This window comes from Nonomuraea sp. NPDC023979 (genome assembly GCF_040639085.1).
Classification (GTDB): domain Bacteria; phylum Actinomycetota; class Actinomycetes; order Streptosporangiales; family Streptosporangiaceae; genus Nonomuraea; species Nonomuraea ceibae.
Genome location: NZ_JBEZZG010000025.1, coordinates 93,268 through 112,119, shown reverse-complemented (window position 1 = coordinate 112,119; position 18,852 = coordinate 93,268). Strand labels below are relative to the sequence as shown.

The window sequence follows — 18,852 nt, the reverse complement described above, 5'->3', positions numbered from 1 at the left end:
CACGTACCACTTCACAAGATGTAAGACCACATAGTGAGACGTACATGACGCAATCCCCCCGAAGTGAGGCCCCCAGCCGGACCCGGATCGCGGCCGCCAGCCTGGCCGGCACCGCCATCGAGTTCTACGACTTCTACATCTACGGCACGGCGGCGGCGCTGGTGCTGAACACCGCGTTCTTCCCCGAGATGGATCCGCTGGCCGGGAGCCTGGCCGCGTTCTCGACGTTCGCGGTGGCGTTCATCTCCCGGCCGCTCGGGTCGGCGCTGTTCGGGCACTGGGGCGACCGGATCGGGCGCAAGTCCATGCTGGTCGTGTCGCTGCTGGTCATGGGGCTGTCCACGATCGTCATCGGGCTGCTGCCCGGCTACACGGCCATCGGCGTCGCCGCGCCGGTGCTGCTGGTGCTGCTGCGGTTCACGCAGGGCATCGGGCTCGGCGGCGAGTGGGGCGGCGCGGCGCTGCTGGCCACCGAGCACGCGCCGCCCGGCAAGCGCGGCCTGTACGCGATGTTCCCGCAGCTCGGGCCGTCGGTCGGGTTCATCGCGGCCAACGGCCTGTTCCTGATCCTCGGCGCGACGCTCACCGACGAGCAGTTCGGCTCGTGGGGGTGGCGGGTGCCGTTCGTGGCGAGCCTGCTGCTCGTGGTCGTCGGGCTGTACGTGCGGCTGAAGATCTCCGAGACGCCGGTCTTCCAGGCGGCGATGGACGAACGGCGGATCGCCAAGGTGCCGTTCGCCGGCCTCATGCGCCACCAGTGGCGGCGCGTCCTGCTCGGCGCCGGCGCGATGGTGATCGCGTACACGCTGTTCTACACGGCCACCACCTACTGCCTGGCGTACGGCACCGGCACGCTGGAGATCCCGCGCACGACCATGCTGGCGCTGACGATGATCGGCGTGGTGTTCATGGCGGCGGGCACCGTGGTGTCGTCGATCGTGTCGGACCGGCTCGGCCGCCGCCGCACGCTCATCACCGGCACGTCCGTGGCGATCGCGTGGGGGCTGGTGATGTTCCCGCTGATGGAGACCCGGTCGGTGCCGCTCGTCGGCGTGGCGCTGGCGGGCGCGCTGGCGCTCATGGGCCTGGTGTTCGGGCCGATGGGCGCCTACCTGCCGGAGCTGTTCCGCACCGAGTTCCGCTACAGCGGCGCCTCGGTCGCCTACAGCCTGGGCGGCGTGCTCGGCGGCGCGGTGCCGCCGCTGGTGGCGACCAGCATGCAGGCGAGCGGCGTCGGCGTGTTCGGCGTCGGCGTGTACGTCTCGGCGATGGCCGTGCTTAGCCTGCTCTGCCTGATCGCCCTGCCCGAGACCGGCGACGAGACCCTGTAGACCCCGGGAGACCCGGTCGCGTAGACCCCGGGAGACCCGGTCGCGGGCCGCTACACCGGCCCGCCGACCGGCTGGGCCGGCCGCTCCACGTAGGCGGCCAGCGCCCGCACCCGCTCGGCGTGCTCGTCGTGGCCGACGATCACCGGCGGCTCGTTGTACGGCATCGCGTCGGACGAGCGCCGCAGCTTGATGTACTGGCCGCAGGCGTCGATCGCGTACGGCTCCATGTCGTCCTGCAGCGCGCCGATCACCGTGATCCCGTACGTCTCGCCGATCCGCCGGAACAGCGCCACCGCCTCCCGGCGATGCTCCTTGCCCAGGTTGCGGCCCAGCTCGTCGAGCACCAGGCATAGGTGGCCGCCGCCGGAGGAGGCGATCGCCGCCGCGCACACCAGCTTGACCGCCTTCTCGTCCATGAGCGCGGTGTTGGCCCGCCGGTTGTACGGGACGAAGCCCTGCCCCTCGCCGCGCCGCCACTTCGGCGTCACCCGCCACTGCCAGCGCTGCTCCGGATCGGCCGGCGCGGGCGGCACCGGGAACTCCAGCGTCGCGCCGTAGCCGCCGTAGGAGGTGTCGAGCTTCTCGAACTCCTCCGCCACCCGCTGCAACCGCGCCTTGATCGCCGCCGTCAGCGCCGCCCGGTGCACCGCCGTCGACTGCGCCGCCTCCTCCGCGCCCTTGTCGGCCGCCGCCAGGTCACGCTGGCGGGACACGATCTGTGCCTCGATCTGCCGCCGCTGGTGCTTCTCGTACTCCTCCTGACCCCGCAGATAGGACGCCAAAGCACCGCACACCGCCGCGAACGTCGCCTGCTCGCGCGCCGTGCTGCCGCCCCGCTCGTCCAGCAGGAACCGCAGCTCCTCCGGGATCTCCGCGTCCTCCTCCGGGAACGTGTCACGCAACGCCTGGTCGAACTGCCGCTCCGCGGCCCGCCACCACTCGTCGGCGGTGCGGCCCCGCTCCTCCTCGGGCAGCGCCCGCACCCACTCGCCGGCCGTCTCGACGGTGCCGCCCCACTCGGCGGCCAGCGCGTCGAGCCGCAGCGCCTCCCGCTCGCCGCCGACCCGCGCCTCCTGCTCGCGGGCCTGCGCCCGCTCCGCCTCGTGCCGCTGCCGCCTGCCCTCCAGCCGCTCGATCTCCATGTCGCGGGTGCGGGCCCGGAAGTCGAGCGAGGACGCCTGCCGCTCGGCCTCGGCGACCTGCGGCGTCAGCTCCTCCAGCGCCGCCGTCAGCTCGCCCAGCCTGGCCCGCCGCTCCGCCAGCCGCCCTTCGAGCTCACCGAGCCGCACACCGGCCTTCGCCCCGTCGAGCCGCCGCTGCGCCTGCGCGACCGTCTCCTCCGCGTCGTGCACCGCCTGCGCGGCCGTCTCCTGTACGTCCATCGCCCGGTTCAGCCGCTGACCGGCGGCCTTGATGCGCGCCTCCCGGCCCGTCGCCACCCCGTCGAACGCCCCCACCACGCTCACCCCGGCGGCGCTGACCAGCACCGAACCGGGCAGACCGGACAGCGCCTCGGCGGCCTCGCCCAGCTTGGCGGCGTCGACGACCACCGCGTGCTCGCCCGGCCAGCCGCGCAGCTCGTCCACCCGCAGCGAGCCGCGGGCCTGCTCGGCCACGTCCAGCGCGTCCAGCAGGCCCGTCGCGCCCACGCCCGCCGCCGCCAGCGCGTCGAGCTGCGCGGCGGCCGGGCCGCCCTCGGCGTCGTCCAGCGCCGCCCGGGCCGAGGCCACCTCCTGGTCGGCCACGCCCAGCGCCTTGAGCGCCTCGTTCAGCCGCAGCCGCGCCGCCGCCAGCTCCCGCTCCGCCGCCGGCACGTCACGCCCGTCGGCGAAGCGCCGCGCCTCCTCCAGCGCCGGGATCATCCCGCGCAGCTCGTCGGCCGAGTTCTCCGCCACGGCCCGGTCGGCGTCGAGCTTGGCCGCCCGCGCCTGCAACGCCGCCAGCTCCCTGCGCGCCTCCGTCACGCCCCGGTCCAGCGAGTCGTCCTTCAGCGTCGCGATCTCCGCCTTCACCAGCGCGATCGCCTCCGCCGCCGCCTCGCCGGCCGCCCGATGCCGCGTCAGCTCACCGGCCAGCGCCTCGTCCTTCGCGGCGGCGTCGGCGAGCTTGCGCGCCTGACGACCCCGCCAGCACCGCAACGCCTCGGCCAGCCGTACGCGCGCCTGGTCGCGCCGGTCGAACGTGGCCAGCAACGCCTTCGACTCCGCCTCGAACTCCGCCAGCCGCTCACCCGCCAGCACCGCCCGCACCCGCTTGGCGTGCTCGTCGCGCCGCGCCTCCCGCTCCTGCTCCAGCTCGGCGTCCAGCCCCGTCAGCGCCGCGATCGCCTCGAACACCCGCTCCGGCGAGATCTCGTTCAGCGGCTGCGACAGCAGGTTCGTCGCCACCTTGCTGCGCACGCTCGTCGACAGGAACGACACGCACCGCACCCGGTCGCCGTACAGCACCTTCGTCAGGTCACGCGCCACCACGTCCCGCCGCCCCGCCGACCGCGGCAGCGAACCCCACAGCTCGTCGGCCCGCGCCACCCGCTCCGCCTCCGACGCCGCCGCGGCCAGATGCACCCCGGCCCGCCACCGGATCTCCAGATGCGGAGCCTCCTGGTTGACCCGCAACCAGACCGTCACCGGCCCGCTGGAGTCGTCCGGCACCTCGAACAGCTCCCCGTCGTCCCCCGTCGCCGCCACCGGCTCGGCCGGAGCCGCGAACTCCCGCATCCCCGGCGGCCCGAACACGCCCACGATGTAGCCGTGATCGGCGCTCGCCCACTGCCGCGCCCCGGCCCCGCTGGCCAGCTCCGCGTTGAACAGCAGCTCCGACACCGCCTTCGCCCCCGACGCGAACCGCCACTGCTCGTCACCCAGCAGCGCCGTGATCGAGGCGATGAACGAGGACTTGCCCGCCCCGTTGGAGTCCTTCGGGCCCGCCCCCGCCACCACGATCAGCGTTCCCGGCACCGTCGGCACCGGATGGGTCGACAGGCGGGAGATGTTGACCGCTTGCACAGCGACCAGCACGCGATCCCCGACGACGTTCTCCACCTGCGCCACTTCAGCTCCCCGTAACCTTCCATGCGTCCTGATCCGCGTTCTGATCTGCGTCCTGACCCACGGCCCCGCTCGTCCGGCGGGCCGTCCCGCTCGTCACCTGGCCGTCCTCCGAGCCCGTACGGCCGCCGCCAGCGGGGTGTCGGGGCCCGCGGCCAGGATCAGCTCCTCCTGCAGCCGCCGCCGCGCCGCCGGGGTGAGCCGGTGGAACTGCGGGCCAGGAACGTAACCGCCCGCCTCCTCACCGGCCTTCACCTGCGTCAGCAGCCCGGCGTGCCGCAACGTCCGCAACGCCGACTCCAGCTCGCCGATCGGCAACTGGGTGTGGCGGCGCAGCTCGTCCACCGGCGTCGGGTGCGGCGACAGCCACGAGTCCTCCGGCAGCAGGCCCTCGGCGCGCGGGATCGCCACCGAGTGCACCAGCACCAGCGTCAGCACCGCCCGCTCACTCTCCCCGAGCCCCTGCCCCGGCCCTTGGGCCCCGCTCCTGCCACCTCCGGCGTGCGCGGGCCGATCCGACCGCCGTCCGTCCACGCCCGGCTCCGACGGCTCGGCGTCGGCGGGCTGCTCCGCGGCGGGGGCGCGGTGCAGCGCGGCGATCTCGTCGTCATAGCCCGAGATCCAGCGCTCACGATGCTGGACCAGCACGCGACCCCGCCGGGCCAGCATCGCCGCCAGGGTGTGGCGCAACGCCGGGTCGCGCAGAGCGGCGAACCTCGCCTCCTGCACAGGCTCGGCGGCATGCTCCACCACCATGAACGCGGCCACCAGCTCGGCCCGCCGCCGCTCGTCATAGGCGTCCAGCAGATCGCCGAACTCGGCCACCCCCGCCTCCACCCGCCCCCCCGCCCCGGCAACCCCCTCCACCAGAGAGCCCTCCGCCCTAAGCCGCACGTCCTGCGCAGGCTGGGCGTCGGGCACGGGCTGGGCGTCCTGCGCGGGTTGCTCGTCCTGCGGAGGCTGCGGGTCCTGCGCGGGTTGTCCGGCCTGCGGAGGCTCAGCGTCCCGCCCGACCGGCGGGGACTGCCCGGCCCGCGGGGCCTGCGCGTCCCGGTCGGCCTGGACCGGGTGCTCGTCCTGCGGTTGTGTGTCCCGTACGGGCTGGTGGTCCTGTGGGGGGTGCCCGTCCTGCACCGCGTCCGGCTGCCCGGGCGGGGGCGGGTCGTGGGGCTCGGTCGTTTCGGGGGCGGCGTGACCCGGGGCGGGGGTGGACGGTGTCCGCGCTGGTGGGGCCGTCGATTGCGGAACCGCTATCGACGGCGGCGCAGGGCGGGCGGCGGCGACGAGGTCGGCGTCGGCTACGACCGTGAGGGCCCGGCGTTCCGGCTCGGGGATGCGGCGGACCAGCTCCTGGAGGACGGCGTGGGACTCCACCGGCCACAGGGCGCAGCGTGGCCCCAGGGAGACGATGCCGTCGGACATCGACACCCAGGCCGAGTCGTGCAGGCGGCGCAGCGCGCCGATCGCCCAGTTGCGCATCAGGTCGTCGGTGCGGCCGATCAGCGCGCGGTAGGTGTCGAGCACGCGCTCCAGCGGCGCCGGGTCGCCCGGCCACGGGTCGGTCGTGTGGTCGCTCCAGCAGCACTTGAGCACGGCGGCGAGGACGCGGCGGGTCTCACCGGAGCGCTCCACGGGCATGGGCGGGACCTGGTGCTCCTCCAGCAGCGACGGCGTGACCCCGTCGGGCCATACGGGGAGCGCCTGGCCGGTGGAGTCGGGCCTGGTCAGCCGGGTCATCCCGGCGGGGGCCGCCTCCATAGCGCCCAACGTCAGCGGTCCCTCGACCCTGGCCCGGGCGTGTGCCACCGCACCGGCTGTCACCTGCGACGCTGCCTTCAAGGCCGTGCCCCCAGCCCGGCGCCCCTCCCGAGGGAACGATCCGGCCGGCGCGCGGCGGCCGTCCTTGGAGGAGGGCCCGGACAGCGTACGGCCTCCGTCCGGGGAGGACGATCCGGGCGTCGTACGGCGCGCGTCCGACCGGGACGGGCCGGAGGCCGGAGGGCGCGCGTCCGACGGGGACGGGCCGGTGGACGGAGGGCCGGCCTCTTCGGGGGAAGGCGAGAGCGGCGTACGGCGCGCGTCCGCTGGGGACGGGCCGGACGCGGAAGGGCGGGCCTCGGCGGCGGTGGGCGCGGAAGGCGTGCGGTCCGCGGCCGGGGAGGGCGGGTCCGACGGTGGGTGGTCGGCAGGGGGCCGGGGCGGGGTGGTCATGGGGTGCGCTCCAGGTGGCCGTGGGAGAGCCAGGCGGGCTCGCGGGACGGGTCGATGGTGAGGCCGTCGGACCAGGCCAGCCGGTAGGGCAGTTCGGGACGCAGGTCGATGCTCGTCAGGTCGGCCAGCAGGCGCCGGGCCGAGGGCCAGTCGGAGTCGATGACGTCGGCCAGCGCGACCCGGGAGGCGCCGCCGAGCAGGGACTCGGCCAGGGCGGTCAGGCGTTCGGCGGCGGCCGTGGGTGAGGAGTCGAGCGAGCCTTCGGGGCCGGGGTCGGGCAGGGTGGAGCGCGGGGGAGTGGGCTGGGCGGGGGCGGGGCGCGGGGCCTCGTCGACGGCGCGGGCGATGGCGGCGGGGTCGTGCCAGGGCGCGGGGGCGTCGAAGAGGAAGCCGTCGAGCACGGCGGCGAGCCGCTCCCTGGACGCCGTCTGGGCGAAGGTGCGCCACGTCTCGGTGGGCAGGAGCGTGAGGTTGCGGGTGGTGCCGGCGGAGTCGGCGAGCCGGCCGGCGGCGCGGCGGGAGGCGTCGCTGTAGGAGTAGATGGCGGCGCGCAGGTCGGTGCAGACGCGGTCGAGCTCGGGCCAGCGGGTGAGGATGGTGCCGTGGAGGCTCTGGGCGCGGTGCGCGATCTCCTCGGTGCCCCACAGCTTGGGGGCCTGCTCGCGCAGCTCCTCGATGGTGCCGGTGGTGAGCGTGATCAGCTCCAGCGCCCACAGGCGGAAGGCGCGGGCGAGGTTGACGGCGCTCTGCCGGGCTTCCTCCATGGTGGTGCGCGGGTCGGCGACGTTGAGGTCTTCGAGGGCGAGCAGCCGGTGCATCTCCGACTGGCCGCCGTCGTCCATCATGCGCCTGATGAACATGAGCCCGACGACGCTGGTGAACGACGCGCGGTAGCGCAGCTGGTTGGGTTTGGGGAAGACCTCGCGGATGGCGCCGAGCCCCTTGAGGACGCGCAGCCGGTTGTCGAACTGGTCGGCCGGGTGGGCGCGGCAGGCGAAGCGCATCTGGTCGTGCGTGAGCCATTCCTCGCCGGCTTCGGCGAACGCGGCGAACAGCGTCTCGGCGATGTCGACGAGCGCGGGGTCGTCGACCACGGCCCCGCTGTCGCGGGCCAGGGCCGCGAACATGCGGCGGTAGGTCGACAGCACTGCCTCGTCGGTGAGCGCGGAGTCGAGGGTCAGGGGCTGCTCTGGCACGCGCACTAAGGTACGGCCTCGCGCCGACATTCCTTGCCCGCATGCGCGTGCTACCGGGGCACGCTAGGGTGACCCCTGATACATACGGGGGCAAACGCACAGTAATCAGTACGACGGAGTGAGTAATCGCATGCGCGTACTCCGAGGCGATCGGGCGACGGCTCTGATCGCGGGGGCGGCGGCGGTCATCCTGGCTGGGGCGGCGGCGTTCTTCGGTGTGGGCGTGTCGAGCGCCAACCCGAAGCTGGCCGACGTCGGAGCCTGGCTCTGGACCGCCGCGCGAGGCAAGATCGTGCACGTCAACGGCCTCTCGGGGGAGGTCGACGGCTATCTCGACGACAAGGCGGGCAAGCAGCTCAAGGTTGTCCAGGACGGCTCGCACGTGCTGCTGGTCGACGAGCGCACCGGCTACGTGAGCCGGATCGAGCCCAGCCAGCTCACCGTCACGCAGTCACGCGACTTCGGCGCGGCCGGCGTGCAGCTCGCGCTGTCGGGCGACACCGGTTACGCGGTGAACCCGAAGGGCGAGGTCCAGCGGATCGACCCGCTCACTCTCAACACCGTGGGCGCGCCGCTCGCGCTGCCCGGCCCGCTGGGCGCGGCCCGCATCGACGGCGCCGGCACGCTGTGGGTGCCCGTCACCGCCAAGGGCGAGGTGGTGCCGGTGTCCGGCGGCGTGGCCCGTACGCCGGTGAAGGTCGGCGAGCCCGGCGAGGAGCTGGCCGTCACCATCGCGGGCTCGGTCCCGCTGATCGTCAATACGCGCGCCGCCACGGCCACGCTCGTCGGCGCCGACGGCGGCGTGGGCGAAATCCTGTTGCCGAAGGAGGTCGCGCAGGCGGCCGAGGGCGGCGTGCTCACCCCGGCCGGCACCGAGGGCCCGCTGGTGCCGGTGCTGACGGCGGGCGACTCGGGGCTGCTCGTGGTGATCGACACCGCGTCCAACTCGGTGCTCACCACCCGGTTCGAGGCGTCCGACCCGGCCGCGCTCGGCGTGCCGCAGGTGCTCGGCTCCAAGGTGTACGTGCCGGACCGCAGCAGCGGCGCCCTGATCGTCTGGGACAGCGCGGACGGCGGCCGGCCCACCACCCTCCAGGTGGCGCAGGGCCCCGGCGAGGTGGACGTGTTCGTCAAGGACGGGCTGCTCTGGGCCAATGACGAGAACGGCGACAAGGCCATCGTCATCGACCCGGAAGGCCGCAAGCACGACATCGACAAGGACGACTCCGACGTCCCGGGCCCGACGAACACGCCCAGGCCCAAGACGCCGAAGCCGGAGCCCACGCAGACCCAGGAGCAGGAGCAGCCCGCCACGTCCGAGCCGGACCCGCGTCCCACCCGGACGGAGGAGGTGGAGGCCGAGCCGGACCCGGAGCCGACCCGTACGAGGACCAGGAAGCCGGTCGCGACGCCCACGCCGACCCCCACGCCGTCCGCGACGCCGCCCGGCAAGCCGGGGGCCGTGACCGCCAGGACCGGGCCGGGCCGGGTGGACATCAGTTTCAGCCCGTCCGCGGGCGGCGAGGTGGAGCGCTACACGCTGAAGGTGGACGGCGGCGACGGCAGCGTCACGCCGCAGCAGGTGGACGCGGGCGGGCCGTTCCGGTTCGAGTTCACCGGGGGCGACTGCGCGGGCGAGTACACGTTCACCGTCGTCGCGCACTGGTCCGGCGGCGAGGTCGCGTCCGACCCGAGCGCCGGGGTCAAGCCGTGCGTGGCGCCTGGCCCGCCGTCGGGCTTCGCCGCCAAGGCCAAGAACCGGGGCGCCGACCTGAGCTGGAGCGCCCCGGAGAACGCCGGCCAGGACGTCACGTACGTGCTGTCGGGCGCGGCGGACAAGGACGGCATCAGCGGCACCTCGTACGGGGTCGAGGGCCTGAAGAACAACCAGAAGCACACGTTCACGCTGAAGGCGAAGAACGCGGCGGGGGAGAGCCAGGAGGCCGTCACCGCCGAGGTGGACCTGGCCTACCCGAGGCACGCCTACCAGAACGCCTACAACGACGAGACCAACACCAAGATCAATTCGTGTGCCACAGGGAACTGCCAGATCGGCCAGATCGACCGGGGGAAGTACCTCAGCCTGACCGTGATCTGCCAGGTCAAGGGCATGTCGGTCAGCGAGAAGCAGTCCGGGGAGACCAGCGACATCTGGAACAGGATCGAGTGGAACGGCGGCGTCGGCTACATCAGCGACACCCTGATGAAGACGCCGCGCGGCGGCTTCCCGGCGGCCCCGCTCTACGAGTGCACCGACTGAGAAGGGGACTCGGTTGACGCATTACAGCCATGAGCAGCCCGCGCAGCTCGCCGGCCAGTTCGCGCAGCGCTTCCAGCTGCTCGCGACCAACATCGAGCACGTCATCCGCGGCAAGCGCGAGGCCGTCGAGCTGGCGCTGATCTGCCTGTTCGCCGAGGGGCACCTGCTCATCGAGGACGTGCCGGGCACCGGCAAGACGACGCTGGCCCGGTCGATCGCGGCCAGCGTGGACGCCGAGTGGCGGCGCGTCCAGTTCACGCCCGACCTGCTGCCCAGCGACATCACCGGCGTGTCGATCTTCAACCAGGCGCACCAGAAGTTCGAGTTCCACCAGGGGCCGGTGTTCGCCAACATCGTGCTCGCCGACGAGATCAACCGCGCCTCGCCGAAGACGCAGGCGGCGCTGCTGGAGGTCATGGAGGAGCGCCGCGTCACCGTGGACGCCGAGCCGCACCCGGTGCCCCGGCCGTTCCTGGTGGTCGCCACGCAGAACCCGGTCGACATGGACGGCACCTACCCGCTGCCCGAGGCCCAGCTCGACCGCTTCCTCATGCAGATCTCCGTCGGCTACCCCGACCACGCGTCGGAGGTGCAGGTGCTCAAGGGCATGCCCACCGGCCCGCAGGTCGAACGGCTGCCGGTCGTCGCCCGCGCCTCCGACGTCGCCGGGATGATCGACTTCGCGACCCGCATCCACGTCGCCGACCCGGTCTACGACTACATCGTGGCGCTCTGCGCGGCCACCCGCACCAGCCCGCACCTGCGGCTCGGGGCGAGCCCGCGCGGCAGCCTGGCCCTGCTGCGGGCCGCCCGGGTCAAGGCCGCCGCCGCCGGACGCCACTACGTGGTGCCCGAGGACGTCAAGGCGCTGGCCGTGCCCGTGCTGGCCCACCGGCTGATCCGCACGCCCGAGGCCGAGCTGCGCGAGGTCACCGCCGCCGGAGTGCTCGGCGAGCTGCTCGCCGGGATGCCCGTGCCCCAGGCGGCCTAGTGCTGACGCCGCTCGGCTGGGGGACGCTCGCCGGCTCGGCCGCGCTGTACGCGGCCGGGTTCGCGCTCGGCTACCCGGAGCCCGTCGTGCTCGCCACCGGCGGCCTGCTCGCGCTGGCCGCCGCGCTCGCCTGGACCGCGCCCAGGCCCAGGCTGGAGGTGCGGCGCGAGGTGACGCCGCTGAAGGTGCCGCGCGGCGAGGCCGCCGTCGCCGTTCTGCACGTGCGCAACCTCGGCGGGCGGGGCCTGAGCGGGCTGCGCGCCCACGACCGGATCGGCGCGTCCGAGCACGCCGTGGACCTGCCCCGGCTGCCCAGGGGCGGCGCCAGGACCGTCTCGTACCCGCTGCCCACGCAGGTGCGCGGCGACATCCCGATCGGCCCGCTGACGCTCGTGCGGGCCGACCCGCTGGGGCTCACGCGCCGCGTCAGGGAGTACGGCGAGGCCGCGAGGCTCCTGGTCCGCCCGCGCACGGCCGCCCTCACGGTGCCGCCGTCCGGCAGGGCGCACCACCTGGAGGGCCCGGCCAGCGACAACGCGCCCAGCGGCACCGTCACCTTCCACACGCTGCGCGAGTACGTCGTCGGCGACGACCTGCGACACGTCCACTGGCGCTCCAGCGCCCGCACCGGCACGCTCATGGTCCGCCAGCTCATCGACGCCAGCCTGCCCACGACCACGGTCGTCCTCGACACCCGCGACCTCACCGAGCTCGCCGTGGACGCCGCGGCCTCGGCGGCCGTCGCGGCGGCCGGGGCGGGGTTCCCCGTCCGGGTCGTCACCGGCGACGGGCCGGTGGCCGAGACCAAGTCCGACGGCGAGCTGCTGCTCGACCGGCTCGCCCTGGTCGGCCCCGGCACGACGGGCGTCACGGAGGCGATGCGGCTGGCGCGCGGCGGCGGTTCGCTCGTCCTCGTCACCGCCGACCCCGCCGAGGCGGGCCGCGTCGCCGGTGTCCGCCGCCGCTTCGACCGCGTCATCTGCGTGTACGTGGGCGCGGGAGCCGTCAGCGCGCCCGGCGTCACCGTGATCCCGCTGGCCGAGCTCGACGCGCTGCCGCTGCTGTGGGGGGCCAGATGACCCCGGCGACCCCGACGACCTGGCACCGGCTCGCCGGTCTCGCGCTCGTCGCCGCCCTCGCCGGGACCGCCGGGTGGGGGTTCCACCGGGTGTTCGCCGGCACCGGGCTGATCCTCGCGCTCGTGCCCGCTGCCGTCGCTCCCGCGCTGGTCGCGGCCCTCACCCGGGCCCGGCCGCTCTGGCTGGCGCTGCTGCTCGACGTGGTGCTGTGGTTCGCCGGGACGATCCCGCTCTACGGCGGCCCGGCCCCCGGGGTGTTCGCGGACGTGGCCAACGCCTGGCAGGGACTGCTCACCACGCTGCTGCCCGCCCCGCCGGAGCCGCGCCTGCTCGTGCTGGCGCACACGCTCGTCTGGGCCGCCGCCGTCATCGGCGCCGAGGTGCTCAACCGCACCCGCACCCGCCTGGCCGCCGCCCTCCCGGCCCTGGTCGTGTACGGGGTCGCGCTGCTGCTGGGCGTGGACGGCGAAGGCTCCAACCTGCCGGTGGCCGGCGCCCTCTTCGTCCTCGTCGTCGCCCTCGCGCTGGTCAGGGAGGGACGCCCGGCGTTCTGGCTGCTCGCGGGCGTGCCCGCCGGGGCCGCGCTGGCCGCGCTCGCCCTGGTCGCCGGGCCCCTGCTGCCCATCGCCGCCGAGCCGTACAACCCGCGCGAGAACGCCGAGCTGCCGCCGCCCCGCCGCGTCGACAGCGTCAGCCCGCTCGACCGCGTGTCGGCGTGGCTGCAGATGCCCGACCGCGACCTGTTCACCGTCAAGGCCGACAAACCGCTCAACTGGCGGCTGGCCGTGCTCGACCGCTACGACGGGGTGCGGTGGACGTCCGCCGCCCGCTTCCAGCCGACGGGCGGCCGGGTGCCCGAGGGCGAGTGGGACGGCCCGGCGGAGACCGTACGGCAGAGCGTCACGTTCAGCGGGCTGCCGGGCACCTGGCTGCCCGCGGCCGAGCGGCCGGTCGAGGTCACGGGGGTGCGCGAGCTGGCCGTCGACCCCGGCAGCGGCGCGCTGATCGCCGAGGTGAAGCCGGGCAAGGGCTTCGCCTACCAGGTGACCTCGCGGGTGGCCAAGCCGTCCAAGCAGGACCTGCTCGACGCCGCGCCCGTCGCCGACGCGTCGCTGACCGCCTTTCCCGCGGGGCCGCAGCGCAAGCTGTTCACGGAGCTGGCGCAGGAGGCGACCAAGGGCGCGGACGCGCCGATCAAGCAGGCGTACCGGCTGCAGAGCTACCTGCGGGCCAACGCCGGGTACGACGTCAAGGCGCCGCCGGGGCACTCGCTCAAGGGGCTGGAGTTCTTCCTGGAGACGACGCACCGGGGGACGTCGGAGCAGTTCGCGTCGGCGTTCGCGCTCATGGCCAGGACGCTCGGGCTGCCGTCGCGGGTGGTGGTGGGCTTCCGTCCCGGCGAGGCCGGTCCTGACGGTGTTTATCACGTTAAATCGGGACATGTGATGGCGTGGGCGGAGATCAAGTTCGACAAGCTCGGCTGGCGGCCCTTCTACCCCACACCCGGCCGGAGCGGCTCCAAGGACGACCACGACGTGGTGTCGTCCGCCATCCAGGAGAGCGAGAAGCTCGCGGGCGAGTTCACCCAGGGCGGCACCAGCAAGCCCAAGCAGTCGCGCACGACCCGTACGGGGACCGGCGACGCGTCCGAAGGCGGCCTCCCGCTCTGGCTGATCGCCCCGGCGGTCCTCGCCGTGCTGCTGGTGGCGTACCTGGGGGTGGCGGCGGCGCGGCCGTGGTGGCGCAGGCGCGCCCGCCGCAACGCCCCCGCACCGGGGCAGCGGGTGCTCGGCGCGTGGCGGCAGACCTGCGACGACCTGGGGCTGCGCGACGCGCGTACGCTGACCGCCGAGGAGGTCGTGGCCCGCTCCGGCGCCGTCAGCCCCGACCTCCGGCCGCTGGCCGACATCACCAACTTCGCCCGCTACGCCCCCGAGGACGTCGGGTCCGCCGCCGCCGACGAGGCCTGGCGGCGCAGCGACGCCGTACGCCTGGCCGTACGCGCCCGCACCCCCGTCACCGCCCGCCTCCGCGACCGGCTCCTTCTACGATGACCGGCATGCGCAGCGTGGAAGCCCAGCTCCTGCACCGCCCGCCGGGACTCGGCGCCGGCGACGTCGTCCGTCACCTGCTCGCCGTGCAGGCCCAGGACATCGTCTCCGCCCTGCTGGCCTTCCGCGCCCGCTCGGCGACCCTCACCCGCGCGGACGTCGAGGCCGCCTGGCACTCCAGGGAGATCGTCAGGACGTGGGGGCCGCGCGGCACCCTCCACTTCGTCCACCGCGACGACCTGCCCTGGGTCCACGCGCTCACCCGCAACGACACCGCCGCGCGGCGCCGCCTGGCCCAGGAAGGCGTCACCGGCGACGACCTCCTCCCGCTGATCGGCCGCGCGCTCGCCGGCCAGGGCCCGCTCACCAAGGCCGACCTCGCCGAACGCCTGGCGGGCCGGGCGAGCGGCCAGGGCATCGTCCACCTGGTCGCGCTCGCCGCCCACCACGGCCTCGCCGTCCTGGGCCCGCCGCGCGGCGGCAAGCCCACGTACGTGCACGCCGCCGACTGGCTCGGCGCGCCCGTCATCCCAGAGCCGGACCGCGACCGCGCCCTCGCCGAGCTGGGCCTGCGCTACCGCCGCGCCCACCACCCGGCCGGGCCCGAGGACCTGGCCGCCTGGTCGGGCCTGCCCCTCGGCGACGCCCGCGCCGCCTGGCGCGCCCCCGCGCCCGCCGCCCCCGCCCCGCAAGAGCCGGTGGTACGCCTCGCGCCCGCCTTCGACGAGTATCTGCTGGGCTGGAAGAGCCGCGACCCGATCCTCGCGCCCGAGCACGCCCGCGCCGTCTTCCCCGGCGGCGGCGTCCTGCGCCCCGTCGTCATCGCCGGCGGCCGGATCGCGGGCACCTGGACGCGCAAGGCCGCCGCCGTCACGGTCACCCCGTTCGCCGACCTCGTCGACCCGGGCTCCCTCGATGCGGAGATCGCCGACGTCCGCCGCTTCCTGGGCGCGGCGGGCTAGCTCGCCGGGCGGGCGCCCCTGATGCAGGCGGGCTTGGACCAGGCGACCGTGCTGCTCTCCGCGATGTCCAGCGGGACGCCGACCACGAAGCAGTAGCCCTGGTCCGGGTCGAGGCCGCCGATGCGGGCCGAGGTGGCGCCCGCCTCCACCGGGGTGAGCGGCTGGCCGCCCTTCTCCACCGGCGAACGCTGCACCACCACCGGGTAGCGGCGGGCCTTGGCGGTCAGCGCCCACGACAGCTCGACCAGCGCGCCCCGGTCCGAGGTGACCTTCACCTGGCGGGGGGCCAGCGCGGCGACACTGCGCCGGTCGATCGTGGGAGCCTCCGACTGTGACTGGGGCTCCGACGTGCCGGACCGGGCCGTGGGCAGCGTGGCCGGAGGGTCGGCGCGTTGCAGGGAGAGCCACACGGCCAGGACCGTGCCCGCCACGGCCACCGCCGTGACGCTCGCGGTCACCGCCACCTTGACGCCCAGCCGCGAGGTCCGCTGCGGGGGAGGGGGCTCGTACCCGGCGGGACGGGTGACGCGCGGGGCCGCCGACTGCTGCCACGCCGTCGCGCCCCCGGCCCCGCTCCCGGTCCCGGTTCCGCCCGGCGCCCCCGGACCCGCACCGGGCGGCGGACCGTACGACGCGGGCTGCGGGACGGTGGGCTGCGGGACGACGGCATGGGGGGCGGCGGCCTGAGGGACCGCGACCTGAGAGGCGGCAGGCTGAGGGGCGGCGGGCTCGCCGAGGAGGTCCGTCACCGGCAGCCCGAGCTCCGCCTGCACCTGCCGCAGCCGCTGCCCGAACTCGCGCGCCGACCCGTAACGCAGCTCCGGCTGCTTGGCCATCGCGCGCAGCACCGTCCGCGTCACCACGGGCGGCACGTCGGGCCGGTCGATCGGCGGCGGCTCCGCGCTCAGCACCCGGTACATCAGCGGCGCGATCGACGGGTCGGTCGGGCTGTGGAAGGCGGGCTGCCCGGCCAGCAGGTGGTAGAGGGTCGAGCCGAGCGAGTAGACGTCGGTGGACACCGAGTGCGGCTGCCCGGTCAGCACCTCGGGCGCGGCGTGCAGCGGCGTGAACGCCTGGGAGGTCGCGGAGATCTCCGCCGAGTCGACGACCCGCGCCACGCCGAAGTCGGCCACGGCCGGCTCCCCGTAGCGGGAGATGAGGATGTTCTGCGGCTTGATGTCGCCGTGCAGGACGCCCGCCTCGTGCACGGCGGCGAGCGCGCCGGCGAGCTTGACGCCGGTGCGCAGCACCTCGGCCACCGGGAACGGGCCCTCGTTGCGGAGCTTGTCGCGCAGCGAGCCGTTCTCGAAGAAGTCCATGGCGATGTACGGCTTGCCGGAGCGGGTCACGCCGGTGTCGAAGACCGTCACCACGTTGGGGTGGCCGGTGAGGCGGCCGGTGAGCTGGAGCTCGCGCTGGAAGCGGCGCATCGTGCGCTGGTCGACGCGGTCGACCGACAGCACCTTCAGCGCCACGACCCGGTCGAGGCGCTCCTGGTAGGCGCGGTAGACGACGGCGAACCCGCCCTGGCCGGCCTGATCGAGTACCCGGTAACCGGGCGCGTCCTCGACTGGCAGCACAACTTCCCCCCTGTCACGGGAGAGTTTAGTGTGAAATTTCGGGACGTCAGAGTGGATTCATCAAGTAGCCGCCGGCCACCACCGACGCCCCCGCCACCAGGAGGAAGAAGAACACGTAGAACCCGCCGGGCAGGAACGTCAGCCGCGCGAGCTGGTCGGCGTCGGAGTCGCGCGCCTGCCGCCTGCGCCGCTTGCGCTGCAGCTCCACGATCGGCCGCACCCCGCCGAACAGCAGGAACCACGACACCCCCAGCGCCACGCCCTGCTGCACCCCGGCCGGCGCGTACATGACCAGCGCGAACACCGCCCCGCCCGTCACCAGCAGGATGAGCGCCCCGTACAGGTTGCGGACGAGCAGCAGCATGCACACCAGGAACGCGAGCATCCCCCAGACGAGCAGCGTGATGCGGCCCTGCTCGGTCAGCCAGGCGGCGGCCAGCCCGAGCAGCGACGGCGCGAGGTAGCCGGCCAGCGCGGTGAGCACCATGCCGGGCCCGGTGGGCCGCCCCCTGGTCAGCGTCACGCCGGAGGTGTCGGAGTGGAGCCGGATGCCCTCCAGCTTGCGCCGGGTGAGCAGCGCCATCACGGCGTGCCCGCCCTCGTGGGCGATGGTGATCAGCCCCCGGGACAGGCGCCAGGGCGCGGTGAAGGTGACGATCGCGAGTGCCGCCAGCCCGGAGACGGCCACGATCCACGGATCGGGGGCGTCCTGGACCTGGATCAGCTGAGCCCAGAGCTTGTCCATCGAGGAAAAACCCTATCCATGTATGGTCACGACTGTGCTCACAGAACATGATTCTGCGGTTCCGGGGTGGTGGCGGGCGCTCGGCCTGCCCGGCCTGGTGGACCTGCACGTGCACTTCCTGCCCGAGCGGATGGAGCGCCGGGTGTGGCACCACTTCACCCACGGCGGCCCGCTGATGGGGGACGGCTGGCGGATCACGTACGCCTGGCCGGTGGCCGAGCGGGTGGCCCGGCTGCGCGAGCTGGGCCTGCTCGCCTTCCCCGCGCTGGCGTACGCGCACCGCCCCGGCATGGCGGCCGACCTCAACGGCTGGACGCTCGGCTTCGCCCGCCGCACGCCCGGCTGCGTCCCGTCCGCGACCTTCTATCCCGAGCCGGGCGCCGAGGCGTACGTGCGGCGGGCGCTGGAGGAGGGGGCGCGGATCTTCAAGGTGCACCTCCAGGTCGGCGGCTTCGACCCGCGCGCCCCCGAGCTGGAGGCGATCTGGGGGCTGCTGGCCGAGGCCGGGGTCCCGGTGGTCGTGCACGCCAGCGCCGTCCCGGTGCCCGGCGGCCACCTCGGCGCCGGGCCGATCGGCGACGTGCTGCGCCGCCATCCCCGGCTGCGGGTGGTGATCGCGCACCTCGGCATGCCGGACTACGCGGCGTTCTTCGAGCTGGCCGGGCGCTACGAGCGGGTGGCGCTGGACACCACGATGGCGCTGACGGACTTCGCGGAGTTGGGCATGCCGTTTCCTCGAAGACTTCTCCCGGCCCTGCGTGATTTCGGAATCGCTGGGAAGATTGTCCTCGGCAGTGATTTCCCGACCATCCCCCATCCGTACGCCCACCAGCTCCAGGCCCTCGACCGGCTCGACCTAGGCGACGACTGGCTGAGAGCCGTGTGCTGGAGCAACGGCCTGGCCATGATCTGATATCAGGGTGAACGATCCGCACGTGGCGCTGATCAGCGCTTTCTACGAGGCTCTGGGCCGCGCCGACTACGCGGCCATGCGACGGTGCTACCACCCGGACGTGAGCTTCGGTGACCCGATCTTCCAGGAGGTGGAGGGCCGCGAGCGCGTGATGGCGATGTGGCGCCTGCAGCTCGGCGTGCGCGACGGCCTGGCGTCCACCTACCGTGACGTGCGGGCCGACGAGTTCTCCGGCAGCGCCCACTGGACCGCCCGCTACACCTTCCACCGCACCGGGCGGCTGGTGGTCAACGAGATCGACGCGCTGTTCCGGTTCGAGGACGACCTGATCGTCCGGCATCATGACGAGTTCGACTTCAAGCGCTGGTCCAGGATGGCGCTGGGGCGGCCGCACGGCCTGCTGTTCGGCTGGACCCCCATGTGGCGCAAGACCATCAGGGACCGGGCCCAGCAGGAGCTCGACAACCTGCAGACCTAGGAGGTGGC

The 18,852-nt window shown here is 74.3% G+C and carries 13 protein-coding genes; 8 read left to right on the top strand and 5 right to left on the bottom strand.

The window, feature by feature from the left end:
• Positions 1 to 44: 44 nt before the first annotated feature.
• Positions 45 to 1,331 (top strand): MFS transporter, encoded by a 1,287-nt coding sequence (locus AB0G11_RS34010; RefSeq protein WP_219519581.1) that lies wholly within the window; start codon positions 45 to 47, stop codon positions 1,329 to 1,331.
• 50 nt (positions 1,332 to 1,381) lie between these two features.
• Here the strand turns inward: AB0G11_RS34010 and AB0G11_RS34005 are convergent, their stop codons facing one another.
• From AB0G11_RS34005 to AB0G11_RS33995, 3 genes are all read right to left on the bottom strand, one after another.
• On the bottom strand, positions 1,382 to 4,381 hold the full coding sequence (locus AB0G11_RS34005; protein WP_357590806.1) for a chromosome partitioning protein ParA: 3,000 nt from the start codon (positions 4,379 to 4,381) through the stop codon (positions 1,382 to 1,384).
• A 93-nt stretch (positions 4,382 to 4,474) separates the two neighbouring features.
• Positions 4,475 to 6,136, bottom strand: coding sequence for a hypothetical protein (locus tag AB0G11_RS34000; RefSeq protein ID WP_357590804.1), 1,662 nt, complete (start codon positions 6,134 to 6,136; stop codon positions 4,475 to 4,477).
• A 449-nt stretch (positions 6,137 to 6,585) separates the two neighbouring features.
• On the bottom strand, positions 6,586 to 7,785 hold the full coding sequence (locus AB0G11_RS33995; RefSeq protein ID WP_308126077.1) for a hypothetical protein: 1,200 nt from the start codon (positions 7,783 to 7,785) through the stop codon (positions 6,586 to 6,588).
• A 130-nt stretch (positions 7,786 to 7,915) separates the two neighbouring features.
• Here AB0G11_RS33995 and AB0G11_RS33990 point away from each other — a divergent pair, with 130 nt between their 5' ends.
• Genes AB0G11_RS33990 through AB0G11_RS33970 form a run of 5 tightly spaced genes read left to right on the top strand, consistent with a single transcriptional unit; the run spans position 7,916 to position 15,128 of the window.
• On the top strand, positions 7,916 to 10,045 hold the full coding sequence (locus AB0G11_RS33990) for a hypothetical protein (RefSeq protein WP_357590802.1): 2,130 nt from the start codon (positions 7,916 to 7,918) through the stop codon (positions 10,043 to 10,045).
• Positions 10,046 to 10,058: 13 nt separating this feature from the next.
• Positions 10,059 to 11,036: a MoxR family ATPase gene (locus tag AB0G11_RS33985; RefSeq protein ID WP_246646357.1), complete on the top strand. Its 978-nt coding sequence runs from the start codon at positions 10,059 to 10,061 to the stop codon at positions 11,034 to 11,036.
• Positions 11,036 to 12,115: a DUF58 domain-containing protein gene (locus tag AB0G11_RS33980; protein ID WP_219511696.1), complete on the top strand. Its 1,080-nt coding sequence runs from the start codon at positions 11,036 to 11,038 to the stop codon at positions 12,113 to 12,115. The genes AB0G11_RS33985 and AB0G11_RS33980 overlap by 1 nt, the downstream gene beginning before the upstream one ends.
• Positions 12,112 to 14,169: a DUF3488 and transglutaminase-like domain-containing protein gene (locus tag AB0G11_RS33975; RefSeq protein ID WP_357590800.1), complete on the top strand. Its 2,058-nt coding sequence runs from the start codon at positions 12,112 to 12,114 to the stop codon at positions 14,167 to 14,169. The genes AB0G11_RS33980 and AB0G11_RS33975 overlap by 4 nt, the downstream gene beginning before the upstream one ends.
• A 5-nt stretch (positions 14,170 to 14,174) precedes the next feature.
• Positions 14,175 to 15,128 (top strand): winged helix DNA-binding domain-containing protein, encoded by a 954-nt coding sequence (locus tag AB0G11_RS33970; protein ID WP_357590798.1) that lies wholly within the window; start codon positions 14,175 to 14,177, stop codon positions 15,126 to 15,128.
• Here AB0G11_RS33970 and AB0G11_RS33965 read toward each other — a convergent pair.
• On the bottom strand, positions 15,125 to 16,708 hold the full coding sequence (locus AB0G11_RS33965; protein WP_219511702.1) for a serine/threonine-protein kinase: 1,584 nt from the start codon (positions 16,706 to 16,708) through the stop codon (positions 15,125 to 15,127). The two genes, AB0G11_RS33970 and AB0G11_RS33965, sit on opposite strands and share 4 nt — an antisense overlap.
• A 46-nt stretch (positions 16,709 to 16,754) precedes the next feature.
• Positions 16,755 to 17,453, bottom strand: coding sequence for a M50 family metallopeptidase (locus tag AB0G11_RS33960; protein ID WP_219511704.1), 699 nt, complete (start codon positions 17,451 to 17,453; stop codon positions 16,755 to 16,757).
• 34 nt (positions 17,454 to 17,487) lie between these two features.
• Here AB0G11_RS33960 and AB0G11_RS33955 point away from each other — a divergent pair, with 34 nt between their 5' ends.
• Both AB0G11_RS33955 and AB0G11_RS33950 read left to right on the top strand, forming a co-directional pair.
• Positions 17,488 to 18,366 carry an amidohydrolase family protein gene (locus tag AB0G11_RS33955; RefSeq protein WP_357590796.1) on the top strand — a complete coding sequence of 293 codons (879 nt, stop codon included), beginning with the start codon at positions 17,488 to 17,490 and terminating at the stop codon, positions 18,364 to 18,366.
• A 7-nt stretch (positions 18,367 to 18,373) separates the two neighbouring features.
• Positions 18,374 to 18,844 carry a nuclear transport factor 2 family protein gene (locus tag AB0G11_RS33950; RefSeq protein WP_308126079.1) on the top strand — a complete coding sequence of 157 codons (471 nt, stop codon included), beginning with the start codon at positions 18,374 to 18,376 and terminating at the stop codon, positions 18,842 to 18,844.
• Positions 18,845 to 18,852: the final 8 nt, after the last annotated feature.

Excerpts from the sequence above, each read along its gene's own strand:
- AB0G11_RS34010 (WP_219519581.1), top strand. The coding sequence starts at position 45 with ATGACGCAATCCCCCCGAAGTGAGGCCCCCAGCCGGACCCGGATCGCG.
- AB0G11_RS34000 (WP_357590804.1), bottom strand. The coding sequence starts at position 6,136 with ATGGAGGCGGCCCCCGCCGGGATGACCCGGCTGACCAGGCCCGACTCC.
- AB0G11_RS33990 (WP_357590802.1), top strand. The coding sequence starts at position 7,916 with ATGCGCGTACTCCGAGGCGATCGGGCGACGGCTCTGATCGCGGGGGCG.
- AB0G11_RS33975 (WP_357590800.1), top strand. The coding sequence starts at position 12,112 with ATGACCCCGGCGACCCCGACGACCTGGCACCGGCTCGCCGGTCTCGCG.
- AB0G11_RS33970 (WP_357590798.1), top strand. The coding sequence starts at position 14,175 with ATGCGCAGCGTGGAAGCCCAGCTCCTGCACCGCCCGCCGGGACTCGGC.
- AB0G11_RS33960 (WP_219511704.1), bottom strand. The coding sequence starts at position 17,453 with ATGGACAAGCTCTGGGCTCAGCTGATCCAGGTCCAGGACGCCCCCGAT.